This is a genomic window from Klebsiella michiganensis (assembly GCF_002925905.1).
Classification (GTDB): domain Bacteria; phylum Pseudomonadota; class Gammaproteobacteria; order Enterobacterales; family Enterobacteriaceae; genus Klebsiella; species Klebsiella michiganensis.
This window is the reverse complement of sequence record NZ_PRDB01000002.1, coordinates 571,288-588,772: the sequence shown is the minus strand read 5'-3', so window position 1 is coordinate 588,772 and position 17,485 is coordinate 571,288. Positions and strand designations below refer to the sequence as shown.

General features: G+C 57.2%; 16 protein-coding genes. 7 read left to right on the top strand and 9 right to left on the bottom strand.

Annotated features, from left to right (window positions below; genetic code table 11):
• Positions 1–29: 29 nt before the first annotated feature.
• Complete coding sequence (locus CDA56_RS09925) at positions 30–947, top strand: LysR family transcriptional regulator (protein ID WP_004852363.1); 918 nt, start codon at positions 30–32, stop codon at positions 945–947.
• Here CDA56_RS09925 and CDA56_RS09920 read toward each other — a convergent pair.
• On the bottom strand, positions 940–1,671 hold the full coding sequence (locus CDA56_RS09920; RefSeq protein WP_170064936.1) for a lipoyl protein ligase domain-containing protein: 732 nt from the start codon (positions 1,669–1,671) through the stop codon (positions 940–942). The two genes, CDA56_RS09925 and CDA56_RS09920, sit on opposite strands and share 8 nt — an antisense overlap.
• 18 nt (positions 1,672–1,689) lie before the next feature.
• The gene (shiA, locus tag CDA56_RS09915) at positions 1,690–3,015 is read right to left on the bottom strand and encodes a shikimate transporter (protein WP_025106058.1); all 1,326 of its coding nucleotides are present in this window, start codon (positions 3,013–3,015) and stop codon (positions 1,690–1,692) included.
• Positions 3,016–3,318: 303 nt separating this feature from the next.
• On the opposite strand from shiA, the gene CDA56_RS09910 reads away from it, so the two are divergent.
• The 4 genes from CDA56_RS09910 to CDA56_RS09895 all read left to right on the top strand — a co-directional run bounded on the left by CDA56_RS09910 (position 3,319) and on the right by CDA56_RS09895 (position 6,630).
• A complete protein-coding gene (locus CDA56_RS09910; protein WP_025106059.1) occupies positions 3,319–3,816 on the top strand; it encodes a putative pterin-binding protein in 498 nt (165 codons plus the stop codon).
• Positions 3,817–3,826: 10 nt separating this feature from the next.
• Positions 3,827–5,752: a putative bifunctional diguanylate cyclase/phosphodiesterase gene (locus CDA56_RS09905; RefSeq protein ID WP_025106060.1), complete on the top strand. Its 1,926-nt coding sequence runs from the start codon at positions 3,827–3,829 to the stop codon at positions 5,750–5,752.
• Positions 5,753–5,957: 205 nt separating this feature from the next.
• Positions 5,958–6,290 carry a TehB family protein gene (locus CDA56_RS09900; RefSeq protein WP_049079460.1) on the top strand — a complete coding sequence of 111 codons (333 nt, stop codon included), beginning with the start codon at positions 5,958–5,960 and terminating at the stop codon, positions 6,288–6,290.
• Between the two features lies 1 nt (position 6,291).
• Positions 6,292–6,630, top strand: coding sequence for a DUF1869 domain-containing protein (locus tag CDA56_RS09895; RefSeq protein ID WP_049079461.1), 339 nt, complete (start codon positions 6,292–6,294; stop codon positions 6,628–6,630).
• A 92-nt stretch (positions 6,631–6,722) separates the two neighbouring features.
• On the opposite strand, the gene CDA56_RS09890 is transcribed toward CDA56_RS09895, so the two are convergent.
• Positions 6,723–7,421 carry a GntR family transcriptional regulator gene (locus CDA56_RS09890; protein WP_102803429.1) on the bottom strand — a complete coding sequence of 233 codons (699 nt, stop codon included), beginning with the start codon at positions 7,419–7,421 and terminating at the stop codon, positions 6,723–6,725.
• 259 nt (positions 7,422–7,680) lie between these two features.
• Between CDA56_RS09890 and CDA56_RS09885 the strand changes: the two genes are divergently transcribed.
• Together CDA56_RS09885 and CDA56_RS09880 are read left to right on the top strand one after the other, a co-directional pair.
• Positions 7,681–9,213 carry a PTS transporter subunit EIIC gene (locus CDA56_RS09885; RefSeq protein WP_102803430.1) on the top strand — a complete coding sequence of 511 codons (1,533 nt, stop codon included), beginning with the start codon at positions 7,681–7,683 and terminating at the stop codon, positions 9,211–9,213.
• An 11-nt stretch (positions 9,214–9,224) separates the two neighbouring features.
• Positions 9,225–10,553 carry a 6-phospho-alpha-glucosidase gene (locus tag CDA56_RS09880; RefSeq protein ID WP_014838902.1) on the top strand — a complete coding sequence of 443 codons (1,329 nt, stop codon included), beginning with the start codon at positions 9,225–9,227 and terminating at the stop codon, positions 10,551–10,553.
• On the opposite strand, the gene CDA56_RS09875 is transcribed toward CDA56_RS09880, so the two are convergent.
• The 6 genes from CDA56_RS09875 to CDA56_RS09850 form a co-directional block, all read right to left on the bottom strand.
• On the bottom strand, positions 10,532–12,067 hold the full coding sequence (locus CDA56_RS09875) for an EAL domain-containing protein (RefSeq protein ID WP_177986813.1): 1,536 nt from the start codon (positions 12,065–12,067) through the stop codon (positions 10,532–10,534). The two genes, CDA56_RS09880 and CDA56_RS09875, sit on opposite strands and share 22 nt — an antisense overlap.
• A complete protein-coding gene (locus CDA56_RS09870; protein WP_014229995.1) occupies positions 12,054–12,959 on the bottom strand; it encodes a fimbrial protein in 906 nt (301 codons plus the stop codon). The genes CDA56_RS09875 and CDA56_RS09870 overlap by 14 nt, the downstream gene beginning before the upstream one ends.
• A 17-nt stretch (positions 12,960–12,976) precedes the next feature.
• A complete protein-coding gene (gene fimG / locus CDA56_RS09865) occupies positions 12,977–13,480 on the bottom strand; it encodes a type 1 fimbrial minor subunit FimG (protein ID WP_102803432.1) in 504 nt (167 codons plus the stop codon).
• 12 nt (positions 13,481–13,492) lie between these two features.
• Complete coding sequence (fimF, locus tag CDA56_RS09860) at positions 13,493–14,020, bottom strand: type 1 fimbrial adaptor subunit FimF (protein ID WP_014229993.1); 528 nt, start codon at positions 14,018–14,020, stop codon at positions 13,493–13,495.
• Between the two features lie 10 nt (positions 14,021–14,030).
• On the bottom strand, positions 14,031–16,670 hold the full coding sequence (locus CDA56_RS09855; protein ID WP_103815221.1) for a fimbrial biogenesis usher protein: 2,640 nt from the start codon (positions 16,668–16,670) through the stop codon (positions 14,031–14,033).
• A 74-nt stretch (positions 16,671–16,744) separates the two neighbouring features.
• On the bottom strand, positions 16,745–17,455 hold the full coding sequence (locus CDA56_RS09850) for a fimbria/pilus periplasmic chaperone (protein WP_102803822.1): 711 nt from the start codon (positions 17,453–17,455) through the stop codon (positions 16,745–16,747).
• Between the last annotated feature and the right edge of the window lie 30 nt (positions 17,456–17,485).

The window sequence follows — 17,485 nt, the reverse complement described above, 5'->3', positions numbered from 1 at the left end:
CTCATTGTTTTTATCTGTGAACAATTACTATGCGCGAGATCCGCCCGGAAATTTACTGGACCCACCTGTACTGGCTTACGGTGCTGGAGGAGCAAAAAAGCTATACCCGCGCCGCGGAAAAGCTGGCGGTCAGCAAATCCGCCATCAGCCAGAAAATCAGCGAGCTGGAGCGGGTTACCGGTAAGACGCTGGTGCACCGAACCACCCGCAGCGTGACCTTAAGCGAAGATGGTCTGCGGCTGGTGGCGGAGCTGAACGAGCCGTTTGGGCAGATTCGCGAGATCTTTACCGGCACCTGCGACGAGGAAGGCGGCCCCCTGCGCGGTACGCTGCGCCTGACCGCGCCGGTCGCATTTTCACGTCAGCAGCTGGTCCCGGCCATCACCCCTTTTCTGCACCAGCATCCGCAGCTTCATCTCCAGCTGGAGGTGACCGACCGACTGGTGTCGCTCGCCAGCGAGGGGTTCGACCTTGCTATTCGCCACTGTCGCCGCGAGCTGCTGCCGGAGACCCACGTGGCCTGGCCGCTGTGCCGTACGGCTACCCTGGTGGTCGCCTCGGCGGACTATATTCGCCGCTTTGGCCGCCCCGATTCGCCTGACGCGTTGCGTCAGCATCAATGCCTCACCTATCCGCGCGGGCCGCAAAGCCCGCACTGGACCTTTGAGCGCGACGACGAGCGGGTGAGCGTGAAGGTGCAGGGGCCGTTTGCCACCAATAACAGCGAATCCCTGCGCGACGCGGTGCTGGCGGGGCTGGGCGTTGCCTTACTGCCGGATTTTAGCGCCAGGGAGGCGATTGGCCGCGGGCTGGTTCAGGAGCTGCTGCCGGGATGGCGGCCGGTGGATGCGTTTGCGGAAAGTCTGTACGTCATTCGCCCCTACACGCCGCGCGTATCGCGGGCGGTAGAGACGTTTAGCCGCTATCTGAAGGCGACCTTCAGCTGATATTTTCCAGCTGCTGCGCCAGCGCCTCGCGAAAGCGGGGCAGCAAATCGGCGCCTTCTGAAACCAGCTCCGCCAGGGTCACGGTTTTATCGGCGCGGTATTCCCGCCCGCTGCCAAGCCGGGCTTCGAAATCATTGGCCGCCCGGTGAGCCGCCGCCAGGTCGGCATCCAGCAATACCACCGCGTGCGCGAGAACCACATGGCCTCGACCTTCCGCCATCGGTCGCCAGTACTGGGCCGTGCCGGCTATTTTTCGCACCTCCTCGCCCTCGCCGCAGGCCAGATTATAGCGACCATCGCAAAATGAACCGCTAACCGCCCGGCAGTGGCTGGCCACGCCAAAGGTCACCAGCGTGCGCTGCAACAGGCCGCAGAGGAAAAGATAAATCGGCTCTGCGGCTTCGCCCAGCGAGTGATAGACCGGCCAGGCCAGGCTGAGATTGACAATTCCCGGCCCCTGCGGCACCAGCCCGCCGCCGGAGCGGCGCTGCCAGACCGGCCATCCCTGGCCGGCGAACTGCTCGCTCACCGCAGGGAGTTCGGCAAATTTCCGGTAGCTTCCCGGCACCACAAACCCCTGCGGGGCCTGCCAGAGCTGAGCCACCGCCTCACCGTCGAGCGCCCGGGCAAACAGCGGCTGCTCGGCAAGGGTGGGATCGGCAAAGTAACCAACCGGTAGCTGCTGGTGGCTAAAGCGCAGCGGCCAGCAGGGTTCCTGAATCATGATTTCTCCTTATCGACGCTATTCGCCATGGCGGCTGGGTTTCATCAGCATCGCCGTAAGGGCGGAGAGCAGGCAGCCTGCGGTCAAGTAGATAGCGACGCTATGCCAGGCGCCGCCGGATAAGGTGACCAGGGCGGCGGCGATAAACGGCGTAAAACCGCCGCCGACAACGCTGGCAACCTGATACCCCACGCCGGCCCCGCTGTAGCGATAGCTGGCGCCAAACATTTCGGTAAACATCGGCTGCTGAACGCAAACCACCATATCGTGCGCAATATTTGCCAGCATAAGCGCGAAAAACAGGATCCAGAAGTATGACTGGCTTTCGAGCGCCATAAAGAACGGGAAGCCGCTGAGGGTGCCGATCAGCGCCCCGGTGATATAGACGCGGCGACGGCCAAAGCGGTCCGCCAGCCAGGCGAAGCAGGGGATCGTCAGGCAGCTGATGGCGCCGACAAGCAGGCCAATATTCAGAAACAGCTCGCGCGGCAGGCCGAGATTCTGCGTGGAATAGTTAAGCGCGAAGGCGGTGACGATATACATCGTCAGCAGCTCGCACAGGCGCAGGCCGATAATCATTAAGAACGCGCCCGGATGGCGGAACAGCGCTTCCACGACCGGCAGCCGCTTTTTCTTCGGCTGCAGCTGCTGTTCGCGCTGCTGCTGTTCAAATTCGGCGGATTCCGCCATGCCGTTGCGGATCCAGAGCGCCGCCAGCACCAGCACGACGCTAAACAGGAACGGCAGACGCCAGCCCCAGCTGAGGAACTGTTCATCGGTGGTGCAGGAGCTTATCAGCGACACCAGCCCTGTAGAGAGCAGCAATCCGACACCGTAGCCCACCTGCACGCCGCTGCTGTAGAACGCCTTCTTATTTTTCGGCGCGCTCTCTACCGCCAGCAGAGCCGCGCCGCCCCATTCGCCGCCCACCGCAAAGCCCTGGACGGCGCGCAGCAGGACCAGCAGAACCGGCGCCCACCAGCCAATCTGGCTGAAGGAGGGCAGCAGACCGATACAGGCGGTGGCGATCCCCATCATCCATACCGTCAGCATCAGCATGCGTTTGCGCCCGAGGCGATCGCCGAAATGGCCGAAGATAATGCCGCCCAGCGGGCGGAAGAGGAAGCCGACGCCGAAGGTGGCAAAGGCGGCGAGGGTGCCCATTGCCGGGCTGATTTGCGGGAAAAATTCCCGGTTAAATACCAGCGCGGCGGTGATGCCATAGAGAAGAAAGTCGTACCAGTCGACCACGGCCCCGGCGAAGCTGCCCCAGGCCGCTCTGCGGGCGCGGTTGAGTGAACATGCCTCCTTGCCGGGGCGCTGAGAAATTAACGTTGAGTCCATACCTGTCCTGTCTGTTGCTGAGTTTTTAATTATTGGAATGAGACGCTTTCCGAATTCGCGCCTGTCCTGAGACTACCGCGCAGAAGGGCATGTGAAAAGATTTTTACCTGCTCTGGGCGTTTAAAGGCATAAAGCGTTTGCTTCGCCGGGGGATGAACGCCCTTGTAGCCCGTTCAGAATGCGAGCTTAGGACTTCGCTTATTGTTTTTAATTTTAATTTTTGAACCCAACGGGGACACCTTTTAAGAAATGACTTAAATGGTTTACAATTAACAAGTCTCCAATTTCGGAAGGGTGAGTTAAATGCGTTTAATTTTTGCAGCTTTATTTTGTGTCATGGTTTCGCCTTCCGCTTTTGCAGAAAAACTGCCAGCGCCTGTCGGCAAACCCGTTTTAACTATTTCCGGCCTGATTGCTAATACGAATGAGGGCGATACCGCCGTTTTTGATCTCGCCGCATTAGAAAAGCTGGGGATGGAAACGCTGGTGACGACCACGCCATGGTATTCGGGCAAGGTCCGCTTTGACGGCATTTCCCTCAGTAAACTCATGGATTTAGTCGGCGCCAAAGGCAAGTCAGCCCGGGTGCTGGCGCTCAACGATTACACCACGATTGTCCCCCTGGACGACTTTCATAAATTTCCGGTAATTTTGGCTTTAAAAATGAACGGCGAATATATGCGCATTCGTGATAAAGGGCCCTTATTTATTGTTTATCCTTACGACAGTAGCCCGGAATTGCAGAATCAGATTTATTATTCCCGTTCGGCATGGCAGGTTTCGAAGATTATAATTGAGTAAGGGTTTGATCTTGAATCGAATACTCACTGCCATTATTTTGTCGCTCTTCATTGTGACCGGTTACATAACTTATCTGGTGCATGAGCGGCAAAGTGAGCTGCAAAAATTAACCCGTTATACTGATTCGTGGTCCGTTTCCCAGATAGTCTCCGAGTACATGCGCCTCGAGGCGCGACTCAGCGCGATGGGGCTGGGGGTGAAGGGAAGCGACCACGATGAGGTGCGCCTGCGTCTGGAAATTATGATGAGCCAGATTGCGCTGCTGCAGCAGGGTGATTTGGGAAAGTTTATCGGCAAAGATCCTCACCGTAAGGCAATAGTTAACAGCCTGATTGATCTTCTGGACCGGCTGGATAAGCAGCTGGACACCATGACGACAGCGCAGCTGAAGCTGATGCTGCAGGAGATGAGTACCCTGGACGGGCCGTTGACCTCACTCGCGTCCACCTCGCTCGCCCAGGATTTTAATCTGGTTAATCTGACCCACGATAAAATACAAAATCTCTATTACATCTATTCGGCGATTTCCATTCTGCTGATTGTTCTCTGTATCACGCTCGGGCTGTTGATGCTGAAGCAGAATAACACCCTGCGTCGCGCCCACGTGCGGATGAAATTACTGGCGACCGACCTGCAGGCCTCAAAAGAAAAGCTTCAGGTGCAGAACCGCCGTCTGCAGTACGATGCCTATCATGATTCGCTGACCGGGATGCCCAACCGTCTCTCTTTCTGGCAACGTCTGCAGGAGGTCGTCAATCAGGTGCGGCCCTATAACGGCTCGGCGGTCGTGATGCTGTTTGACCTGGATAATTTCAAGGACGTCAACGATACCCAGGGTCACGATGCCGGGGATAAGCTGCTGCAGGATTTGGCCAGCCGTCTCTCCTTTTTTCGCAAAACGTCAGAAACGCTCTACCGGCTGGGAGGGGACGAGTTTGCCCTGGTTTCCCATGATTTAACCGAAGAGATGGCGCTGGAGCGGGCGAAGGTGATCCGGGAAAAGATCAGCCAGCCGTATCAGATTTACGACTCGCTGATCCAGATTGGCGCCTGTATCGGGATTGTGATCTCTGACGGGGAAAGCCGTACCGACTATTTATACAAATGCGCCGACCTGGCGCTGTATGAAGCGAAAAAAGAGGGTTCCGGCAACGTTCAGGTATTCCGTCCCGGACTGCTTCAGCGCCAGCAGGAGAATAAATCCTTTGAAGATGACCTGATGCAGGCGCTGAACAAAGGTGAGTTCAGGGTTTATTACCAGCCGATAGCCGACACCATGAACGGTGAAATCTACGGCTACGAAGCGCTGGTGCGTTGGTTTCATCCGCTGCGCGGCAGCGTCCCGCCGACCGAATTTATTCCGGTAGCGGAAAAGATTGGCCTGATTAATCAGCTGGGCGAGTGGGTGCTGCGAACCGCCTGCGAAGCGGCCGCCAGCTGGTCGTCGCCGCTCAAAGTGTCGGTTAACGTGTCGCCGGTTCAGTTAATGAACAGTTCACTGACCGATACCGTGGTAACCATCTTAAGAACAACCGGGCTGGATCCGTATCGGCTGGATTTGGAAATTACCGAGTCTGACGTCTTTAACGAAAATACCCGTTCTCTCGAGATCCTGAGCCAGCTGCGCGAGCTCGGGGTGCAGATCTCCATTGATGATTTTGGCACCGGCTATTCTTCGCTATCGCGGCTAAGCTATTTCCCGTTCGATAAGATAAAAATCGACCGCTCTTTTGTGATTAACATTCCCGATCAGAAAGATGACCTCGATATCGTGCGGCTGATTATCAGCATGGGTAAAAGTCTGCATATGCGCATCGTGGCCGAGGGCGTCGAAACAGAAGAGCAGCTGGAGTCCTTACGCAAATTAGGCTGTGACCTGGTACAGGGGTATTTAATCGGTAAACCGGGACCGCTCAGTTCACCTGAAAATAAGTAATTTGCCTTTTAATATGGGCGGTTCTAGTTTATCTAAAATCGCCCATATTTATTTTTGAATAGATCTAATCCCTAATGAGTACAATAAGGGGTAGGAAAACGTATCGGTAAAAAATAATACCCGCAATGATTAAAAGGGGTATATCATATGCAACATATTTTCCCATTTTCGACCGTATATGTGGTGCGTTAAGAGAGGCGAAATCATGCAGCGAATCATTATTCCTACCCACTATGTGCATACCCGGAGCACGCCGCTGTGGACGAAGCGGACGGCGCCGGCCTCAATCTGGAAGCGGCATCTGGATGCCGGTACCCGGCAGGGCGTCTATCCGCGCCTGTCGGTGATGCGAGGGGCGATACGCTATCTCGGATATGCCGATGAAACCAGCGCGGAACCGGTGGAAACCCTGACCATTGCCGAAGGTGAATTTGGCGTTTTTCCGCCCGAAAAGTGGCACCGCATCGAGGCGCTAACCGAGGATACCGTATTTAACGTGGACTTTTACGTTGATCCTAAAATTCTTATCGAGGGATAATATGAACAGTGAAAATAAAGGCTATGCGTTAGCGCTGATCAACGGGAATAATAAAGATAAAAAAGAAAAAGTGTATCTTAAGCCGATGGCCCTTTATGTCCCTGATATTGCCACCCAGGCCGTGGCTGAGCTTATTTCCACGCTGTCGGTGGAAAACGCCGGAGGAAAGGGGTTTATATTGACGGTGACCAACAATAATAACGGCGTCTCGGTCGATAGCGAGTTTGCTTCTCTGGCTGAGCTGCAGGATCCGCAGACGGCGGCCGATGCGGTAAAAGATCTGATTAATATTGTCCGCGGCTACGAGTCCGACGAAGAGACTAACGTCTGCGGCTGGTAGTCATTTGCCAACGCAGAATCGTCAGCTGCCGTCTATCGTCAGCTGACGCTGGACGGCTCTCGGTGGCCTGCGTCAGCCGTATCCCGCGGTATTTAGCGGCGCGTAATATGTTTAACATTGTATTTGTTGGTATTCTGGTAAATGTCGGATAAATCAACAATGATATTGTTATGGGCATAGCTGATCGACTGCACCCGTAGCAGCAGGCTGTTTTGTGGAACCTGTAAGAGCTCTGCTTGCTCCCGGGTGGCCAGAACCGGGGTATAGCTGCGGTGGCTCTCCAGGATGGTGATATTGCACTCTTTCTTGAAATAGTTAAATTTCGATCTTTCCAGATTTCCAACGCTTAGCCAGGGAAAAATCGCCACCGGTATATAGCTGTTCTCAATCAGAATAGGTACGTCGTCAATCATCCGAATGCGTCTGACGTAATAGACCTTCTCTCCCGGCTCAATTTTCAACTGTTGTGCGATAGCCAAAGGCGCATCGATCATCGTGAACTCAATGACCTTATTGCGATAGTTGGTGACGCCGCCGATGTGCATCTGGTAGTTGAAGCCGTCAAGTTCCCCGCCGCGATAATTGCTCTTACGCGCCACGTATGAACCGCTGCCGTGGCGTTTGACGATCAGCTTCTCACTTTCCAGCAGCGTGAGCGCCTTGCGCAGGGTCATGACGGAGACCTGCAGCTCCCCGGCCAGCGCTTTTTCACTCGGTAGCGCATCTCCCACCTCGAATTCATCGCTATTGATGCGATTTTTTAGCCTGTCTGCGATTGTTTTATATATCACTTATAGATTTCTCGTGGTGTGTTCTGTCAGCGGATTATTATTTTATCTTGTTGATAATTAACATATTTTTATCATCGTGGGGCGTTGTTTTGTCTCTGTCATCTATTTATCTGCTTTTACTTATATATCTGTTGCCGCAAGAGAGATATGACTTTCATCACAGATGACGATTTCACCGCTCTGAATTATGTCTGCCGGCGCATAGGCTGAAACGCATGTATCGGGCGCTGACGGCCGATGTGCGGGACAGGGGGTGAGGATGATCGGGGTAAAAAAATTACAGGATTTTTCGAAGGCCATGATTGGGCCGGTTTTGTATCTGCCGGTTATTGGTCTGCTGATTGCGTTGTTTAGTATGACAACCAATAAAATCTGGGTCGCGGAAGAGAGCTCGCTTTATCTGCTGGGGAAATACGTTTCCAGCATGCTCTGGGCCATCATGAACAATCTTGGCTTCTTCTTTTGCCTCGGGCTGGCCAGCGGGCTGGCAAAAACCCGAAAAGCGGAAGCGGCTTTTGTTGCCGCAATGACCTGGTTTATGTACCTGGCGGCGAATAATAGTTGGCTAACCCTGACGCAGCGCCTGGCCGCCGGCAGCAGCAACGCGCAGCTCTACGGCAGCGGGCAAACCTTTATTTTTGGCTTCCAGGTCATTGATATGGGCGTGTTTCTTGGCATCATTCTGGGCTGCGCGGTGGCTTTCATTCATAACCGCTTTGTCGATATCGAGTTTCGCGGCGCCTTCTCTATCTACGGCAACAGCAAGCTGGTTCTGATCGTAATGATCCCGCTGGTCGGCGTGTTTGCCATCGCCACGGTGTACGTCTGGCCGATTGTTGAACACGGCATATCGGCGCTGACCGGGGTGATGAAAACCTTCGGCGCCGTCGGCGTTTTTCTGTACGGTTTTCTCAATCGTTTTCTTATCCCGACCGGGCTACACCACCTGATTTGGTCGCCCTTTGTCTTTACCTCCATTGGCGGACAGCTGTTGATTGATGGCCAGACGGTGGTGGGGGCAAAACCGATTTTCCTCGCTGAAATTGCCCATAGCGCCGGGCCGTTAAGCGACTCGGCGCGATTTCTCACCTACGGTATGGTGAAAATTTTCGGTACCGCCGGAATGGCCCTGGCCTTTTATACAACCGCCAGGCCGGAAAATAAGCAAAAGTTGAAAATCACGCTGATTCCTTTGATTGTGACTTCATTCCTGGTGGGGATCACCGAACCTTTTGAGTTCTTATTTATCTTTACCGCACCGTTGCTATGGCTGGTTTATTCATTACTGGACGGTTTTTTCCAGATGCTGGCGTGGCTGCTTGATGTGCGGGTCTGCGCCACCAACGGCATTATCGATTTTATTGTTTACAACATTCCGGCGGGAGCGCATCTCACGCGCTGGCCTGTGTTTGTCGCGCTGGGGTTAATGGAAACCGCGACGATGTTTTATATCGGTAAGTTTCTGATTCTGCGTTTCAAAATGCGTACGCCGGGCCAGGAGCAGCAGGGGGAGGGGGCTAACCAACCGGCAAGCGTAAGCGCGCCTGACAGGGCTTCCGGCGAGCAGGTCATTCTGGGCCTTGGCGGCAAAGAAAATGTCTGTTCGGTCGAGAACTGTTTTACGCGGCTTCGGGTTGACGTGCGGGACCCCGCATTAATTCAGGAACACATTCTGAAGACCAGCGGCGGTACCAGCGTCATTATCAAAGGCAATCACGTTCAGGTTATTTATGGTTTAGGGGTTAATAAAATCCGTAATGCCGTGAATCGCTATTTAGATGTACATGAATAATGAGGTGGAAGATGAAAAATAAATTCGTTGTGACCATAGCCGGCGGCGGCAGTACGTATACCCCAGGGATTGTTATGATGCTGCTGGAAAATATGGACAGGTTTCCGTTAAGCGAAATTCGTCTCTATGATAATCATCACGATCGCCAGCGCGTGATTGGCGAAGCCTGTGCGATTCTGGTGGCTGAACATTATCCGCACGTTGCTTTTAGCTTCACCACCGACCCGCAGGAAGCCTTTACGGGCGTCGATTTCGTGATGGCGCATATTCGCGTCGGCCTCTATGAGATGCGCGAGAAAGACGAGAAAATTCCGCTTAAATATGGCGTGATTGGCCAGGAAACCTGCGGCCCGGGCGGTATCGCTTATGGTATGCGCTCTATCGCCGGCGTCCTTGAGCTGGTTGACTACATGGAAACGTATTCGCCGGGCGCGTGGATGCTCAACTATTCCAATCCGGCGGCGATCGTTGCCGAGGCCACGCGTCGGCTACGCCCGACGGCCAAAATTATTAATATCTGCGATATGCCGGTGGCTATTGAAGGGTTATTCGCCGATATTCTCGGGCTGAAATCGCGTAAAGAGATGAACGTCCGTTATTTTGGCCTCAACCATTTCGGCTGGTGGACCAGCATTACCGATAAGGCCGGCAACGATTTAATGCCGGCGTTAAAAAACCACGTTGCCGAGCTGGGCTATTGCAGTCCGAAAGAGGATTTTCAGCATAAAGCGCCGAGCTGGATTGAGACCTTCAAAAAGGTGAAGGACGTTTTTGCGCTGGATACCGATACGTTACCCAATACTTATCTGAAGTACTATTTTTATGCCGACTATGAGGTTGCCCATTCAGACCCTGACTTTACTCGCGCCAATGAAGTGATGGCGGGGAGAGAGAAGGAGGTGTTTGATATGGCCAGAGAGATCGTCGCCCGGCAAAGTGCCAAAGAGGCGCATTTCCATGCCGGGGCGCATGCGACCTTTATCGTCGACCTCGCCTGCGCCATCGCCTTTAACACCCAGGAGAGAATGCTGCTGATTGTGGAAAACAACGGCGCTATCGCGAATTTTGACGATACCGCGATGGTTGAAGTGCCTTGCCTGGTGGGCGTTAATGGCCCCGAGCCGCTGGCGATGGGTAAGATCCCGCTGTTTCAAAAGGGGATGATGGAGCAGCAGGTGGCGGTTGAAAAACTGGTGGTCGACGCCTGGGTTGAAGGAAGCTATCAGAAGCTCTGGCAGGCGATGACCCTGTCCAAAACGGTACCCAGCGCTTCGGTCGCAAAAGCTATCCTTGATGAACTGATCGTCGCCAACCGTGGCTACTGGCCGGAGCTGCGCTGAAGTGTCGCCAATGCCCGATGTTTTCCATCGGGCGTTACCGGTACCGCGATGGCGGAGCGATGCTCCGCCTCGCCCGAAAGCGGCAGAAGAAGCTCCGCCACGTTCTCCCTGCCTACCGGCGCCGAGAGGTAGTTGCCCTGAAAGCGGTCGACTCCCAGCGCCTGCAGTTTGTTGAATTTCTCCAGGCTATCTACGCCTTCGGCAATACAGCGGCTGCCGGTCAGCTGGCAGTAGAAGATAAGGCTTCTGATCAGCGCCAGCGCGTGCGGATCGCGCTGCATATCGTTGACGATGCTCATATCCAGCTTGTAAGCGCTGAATCTCATCGTGCGCACCGGAAACATCACGCTGCTTTGCGAGAAGCAGTCATCAAGCATGATAGGGAAGCCGCGCTTTTGCAGGCGGGCGATATTTTCGGCGATTTTGCCGTGACCGTTGAGGTCGGTATTTTCAGCAAACTCCAGCACCAGCCTCTGCGACCTGTGCGGCTGACGCAGCTGCTGGCGCGCGGTTTCCATCATGCGAAGCAGGTTCTCGTTGCCGGCGACGGCGGCGGGAATATTCACGGCGAAATAACACTCGCCGGAATGCTGATTAATATTCTGCACCGCTTCCTGAAGGACAAACGCGGTGAGCACCAGCCAGGCATATTCCGAGCGTATTTGCGGTAAAAAATCGCCGGCAGCCAGCACGCTGCCGTTTCGGTTCCAGCGGGAGAGGATCTCCATTCCCTTTACCTGATGGTGTTCATCGGTAATGGGCTGAAATACCGGAAAAATCTGGCGGCTGTGGATCGCATGGACAAGTTCACGCTCGAAAGCGGAAAGGGCGGCGATGCTCTCGCTTTTCTGGTCTCTTATCTGACTGCCGGGAAAGCGGGCGGCCATTTCAGGGTGGTGTTCCACCATTTTTTTTAATCCTGCGGTTCTTTGATTGTAGAGCGTCTTGTGGCTGATGCCGCGGCGTTGAGCCTGAGCGCTGGCGCGGTAGCCGCAGAGTAAACCGAGGATAGCGTCCAGCTCCGGCCGGGTGATCCCGGCGGGGCGCTTGCCGAGCGCTCGCGTTTCATCCTCTGCCAGCTGCTCAAGAGAGGGGTATTCTTCGAGCACGGCGTCGCGCAGCAGCGCCGCCAGGCAGGGGACCGGCAAATCGGAAGCGGCGGCCCGTACGGCGGTAAGCAAACGCCGGTCTGCGACCTGATGCACCAGGGTGGGCCACAGCCAGCTTGCCGGGCTGCGGCTCAGGAACAGCATGGGCAGCGGCGTGGGGGACCGCGCCAGCAGCTCGGCGGCCCGCTTCAGGGTTGCCAGTAGCCCGGCGGGGCCTTCCGGGAGAAACACCACCACGCGGCGAACGCCGGCAGGCAGGGGCGGCGTCTCCGGGGGCAGCACAACGGGCCTGGCTCCTCCCTTCGCTATTATCCCGCTCAGCCCTTCGGCAGCCAGCGAACAGGGCGACAGGATAGCGACGAGCGGCTGCCCGCCGCCGGGGGGCGGGAGATTATTCGTAAACAAAAGTCACTCCGATAATCGACTGCACGTTACCCGCGGTCACCTGCCCGCTGGTGCGCGCGTAGTTGGCGGTTAATCCGAGGCTGACCGCCGAGGTGCCTACGTTGCCTAACGACACCGTACTGTTGGCGGGTACGACGCTACCGTTACGCGTCAGCTGAACGCCCACCCCCTGGGCAGGGGACGCTGAGGCGGTATTGGTAAATATCGAGTTGCCCGCGTTCTCCGTGGTGCCGGAGAGGTAATAGCCGAGATTCTGGTTTTGCGCGCAGTAAACCGTCAGCGGAATGGCGGCGGATGCGGGATATTCCGGCAGCGTCACCGTCACATCGCGAGCAGAAACGTCGCAGCCGCCGGTTGGCACCACGACGTTGTTGTTGGCGTAAATGTTCCACACGAACTGGAAGTCGTCGTTATCCTTGTTGTTGGTCTGACGCAGGATCAGGACCGCGATCAACGACCCGGCGGAAATGGCGACGCCGCCTGCGCTACTGACGGGCGTCAGATAGAGGACGGTAGGCCAGGGGCTATCAACAATGGAGCTATAGGTCATACGCGCCGTTTCGCTGGTGGTTGGAAACGGGTAGCTGATGCCGTTATACCTGACGGTGCCGGAAAAGCTCGACAGCACCCCGCCGTAGGCCGAGCCGCGCTGCAGCGTTACGTAGTCGATCATGGAATCCGGAAAGTCGTTATGACAGAAAATCTGCGTCGAGAGATCCACCACCAGGTTCTGCCCGACGCTGACCGCCGGCGCGAGGTTCACGTAAACGTTCGCCGATCCGCCGCCGATGGGGATTGTCACCCCGGCGGCGGTTTTACAGGCGAACGACCAGGCGTTAAGCGACCAGCCCGCCAGCAGCAGCGTTAACAGCAGGGTGATTATCTTTTTCATTACTCTGTTCTCCTGGCTCAGGCGTAGGTATAGGTGACGTTAATCACCGCCTGAATAGTTCCTTGCGTCGCACCGCCGTTGACCGTCAGCGCTCTGACCTGTAGCGGGAAGCTGGCGGACTGGGTGGCGTCGTCGACCTGTACCTCTTTTCTCGTGCCGGTGTTCAGCGTGGTGCCGCCCTCATCCTGCAGCTCAAGCTGGATGTTGCCGGCGGTACCCTGGTTCTTGTAATAGCCGGTGGCGTCCGCCGTACCGCTGAAGCTGGCGGTGACCCGCGACGTGCCGACCGGGCAGTTGCTCAGGGTGAGCGCCACGCTGTGCCAGGGCGAAGCGGCGCCGGCGGAGACCAGGCTAAAGGTATAGAGATCGCCGAGATCGACGGTGGCGTTAACGGTGGAAACGGTACAGGGTTTGGCCACCACTTTGCCGTTAACGGTAATGGTGACGTCGGCGGCCTGTAGCGTCGGGGAGGACGCCGCCAGCATCGCGGCCAGCAGCCATCCGGAATAGGTCGGGTTCATCAGCGCCTCCGGTTACTGAAATTCAAGCGTGAATGTTGCGGTTGCATTAACGTGTCCGGCGGTCACCGGTACCCGGGTGGCCATCAGCCGGGCGTAAAAGTTCAGCGTGTTGGTCTGGCCGGGGGTCAGCGTGGTCCAGGGGATCGCTGACGATGCGGCATTGAGCGGCAGCGCCGTCTGCTGCGCGTCAAGGATCTGCACGCCCATCCCCGCCGCCGCTGAGGCGCCGCCGTCGAGCTGTAGCAGGTCGGTATTGATGCTGTCGGCAACGCCAACAAAGCCGACCTTCACCGCGGTAACCGAGCTGCCGCAGGGCGACAGCACGATACGAAACGGCACCAGCGGCGTGGTCGCCCCAACCGCATGGAACTGCTTCGCGGCGTTATCCATCAGGTCGACGGTAAAATCTTTCGACTCACCCGCCACGGCGCAGGCATTATCCCGAACGTAGCCGCTGATGGTGATGGTGCTGTCCGCCGCGCTGGCGTTGTTGACCGCCAGCGATACGAGGGCGCTCAGCAGATACAGGGTTTTTCTCATCATGGTCTCCTTAGCGGCACTCGGCGGACAGCGGGATCAGCAGCTGGTTCTGTTTTTCCGGCGGCAGGCTGTAGTCAGCCTCGCAGCTGGCGTTCGGACCTTCGCCCCATTTCGCCCGCACTTTGCCCGCCAGGGGCATCCCGCTCAGGTAGACCTGGCCGTTATCGGCGACGATGCTGCTGGCCTGGCTGCCGTCAGAAGTCACCAGCGCGCCGAAGGGAACCGGCTTTCCGTTATAGATGAGCGACATCAGCAGCTTGAGCCCGACGTGGGCCTTAAATTCCGCGCGGACAATCGCGCCGTGGGTCGGCACCACGCTGGCCACCGCATCGTCCAGGTCGACGTTATCGGCCAGGCTGTTGGTGTCCAGCGCCACCCGGTTTTCCCGGTATTCGGTGGCGTAGGGCAGCACGGCGTAGCCGCGCCAGTCGGTCTGAACCCCGGTCTGGTTTTCCACTTTGACGTTGTCTGCGCCGGGGGCTTTGATCAGCACCACCGTGTCGTTCATCGGCTGGCTCAGCGTGACGCCGTCGGCGTGGGCCAGCACGCCGCCGCTCAGGCCGTAGTACAGCTGTTTGATACCGTCGCTGCGGCTGTAGCCGACGTTGGCGTTGCCGTAGCCGCCGCGGTAGTTCAGCGCCGCGTAGCCGGTGCCGCCGCTGTTGCCCTCACCGCCGCCGGCGTAGCCGGTCTGCATGCTGTAGCTCAGGTTGTTGCCCTCCAGCAGCGTGCCGTACAGCCCGGCGAGGCTGGTGGTTCTGCCGTTCAGATCGTTGGACATGCTGTAGCTGGCGCTGGCGTGCCGCCAGGCCGACTTGCTGTCGGAACGCAGCCAGTGGCTGAACGGAATATTGACGTTGACCGCCAGCATCTGGTCGCGCCCCTGCTGCCAGGCGTTTTTGGTCAGGCTGTAGCTGAGCGTCCAGTTGACATCGTCGATGGCGGCGTTGAGTCCTGCCTGGAGCTGCTGATCGGCCTTGCCGGTGCCCCAGTAGGTCTGGTGGCTGCCGCTCAGATAGAGCGTGGCGGTGCGCCCCAGCTGCTGGGTGACGCTAAGCTGCACTTTGCCGCGCTTGTTGTAAGCGAGGTTGTAGTAGTCGGTGAATTTAGGCTTCACTTCAATCACCCCGTCCTGGGTCTCGACGTTGTAGCCGCTCATCCTGTTGTAGGTGGTATCGGCGAAGCTGAAGTAGCCGCGGGTCGAGTAGCGGTAGCCCACCAGCTGAATATTGGTGCCGGTATCCGTCAGCGACTTGTTATAGAGGAAACGCACCGACTGCCCCTGATGCTCGCTGTCATCGGGCAGGGTGGCGTTGGCCTGGGTGATATCCAGCGACAGCGCGCCCAGCTCCCCCATGTTTTTCCCCACGCCGAGGTTAAAGGCGCGGTAGCGGTCCGCCAGCTGGGTGCCGCCGTACAGCGTCCAGCCCGCCGGGAGGCCGTGGAGCAAGGTGCCCTGGAAAAATTTCGGTTTTTCCTGCTGATTGCTGCCGCTGCGGTACTCGCCGGCGGTAGCGGCATAGCGGGTATGGCCCTCGCGCTGGAGCACCGGAACGGACGAGTAGGGGACGGAGAAGACCTGGCTGCTGCCGTCGGCCTCTTTGATGGTCACCTGCAGGTCGCCGCCGTTGCCTGCGGCGTAGAGATCGTTGATGGTAAACGGGCCGGGCGGCACCGTGCTCTGGTAGATCTCATAGCCGTTCTGTTTGACCGAGACCTGAGCCGTGCCGCGGGCAATCCCGTGAATGACCGGGGCGAAACCCTTCTGGCTGTCCGGCAGCATGTTGTCGTCGGAAGCTAGCTGCGCGCCGCGGAAGTTAATGCCGTCAAAGACGTCGCCGTTGGTGTAGCTGTCGCCCAGCGTGAGGCGCGAACGCAGTAGCGTAATATCACGCTCAAGCCACGAGTTGATATGCTGCCATTTGTTTTCATTGGTCGTCGAACTGCTGCTGCTGCTGCTGCTGCTGCTGTAGCTCCAGGTGGTGTTGTCGCGCAGGCGCCAGGCGCCGAGGTTCAGCCCGCTCTGCAGGTTCAGGTACGCGTAGTTGCTGCTGCCGCCGACGTCGTTGTGCACGTTGTTGCCGGTGAAGTTGTAGTTCAGTAGCCCGGCGTTAATTCCGTGGTCCCAGAGCTCAGGCGGAATATAGCCGCGGGCGCGGTTGCCCATAAACGCCTGGGGCACGGTCAGATACAGCCGCTGCTGCCCGGCATCAAAGCGGGTGGTGGCGTCTTTGATCATCTCGGTTAGCGGTACGCAGGCATCCGCCGCCAGCACGTCGATTCCGGCAATGGCCGCGGTATTCACGCCCATGCTGGCCAGCTGTCCGCGGGTCAGGCAGGGGGCCAGCCCGTGGCCATTTTCAGCGGCATTAAAGGTGATATCGCGGGTGGTCATATACCCGTCATTCAGGTAGATATCCGCGCGATAGGTACCCGGCGGCAGCTCCTGGCCCTTTTCAAAACCGGACAGATCCGCCACGGCGGCGGGATCGTCCGCCAGAAAGCGTGGGTTGAAATAGAGCTCCGCCTGCGCGTAAAAAGCCGGTGAGGAAAGTAAAAGGGCAAGGGGGATCTGCGCGAATACGCGAGCAGATCCTGGAGTCATTCGCCGGGAGCCCAAGTGGTCGAGTCCATATTTCAGATGTGACATAGTCCCTCCGGTCCAAAGTCGCCCGGCCATCGTTATTTTTTTCGTTCAGGGGGAGAGCGCTGCTCCCCGGTCAGTTACTGCATGACGCCTTTCATACGCGGGGTGAGTGCGCCGTAGTCGTTAATCGTCCGGTATGTAATCTCGCGGCCTGCATCGGACGGTAAACTGACGCTGGCTTCGCCCATCGGCGGGACCAGCGCATTTTTCAGCACCCGGGTTCCGGCGTTGAGCTCGGTGACCGTCTGGTAATAAGGGGTTGGGTTAATCAGCGTGAGTGAGCTTCCGCTGCGGCGGAACTTCAGCTTTTCCGCGGCCTGATCCGGCGGTAGCGCCAGTTTGGCCGGGCGGTAATAAAGCTTGATACGGCTGATAATCGCCAGCTGTAGCGTGTTTTCGCTGAGCTTTGATTTATCCATCGATGGGATTGCTTTGACGTTCATCCAGAACAGCGTTTCCCGGTCCTGCGGCAGCTGGCCGTTGGTGGCATCGAGGATGCGCAGGGTATTCTCTTTCTTCCCCTGCATGGCGAACAGCGGCGGGGTAATGACAAAGCTCCCGTCTTTCGCGCCATCGGTGTTCTCTACCCATGACTGGATCAGATAGGTGCTGTCGTCGTTATTGGTCACCGCCAGCTGAGCCTGTTTTTGCCCGGCCGGATAAATCACGCGGGTCGCGCCCAGCGCCACGCCGGCCTGTGCCTGAGCGGTAAAACCGGCGGTAGAGAGCAGCAGGAGTCCTGCCAGTAAACCGCGCATCCCGCGCGTGGTAGCCCGTCTATTTTTCATGCTTATCTCTTTCTTTCTCACGGTGAATTC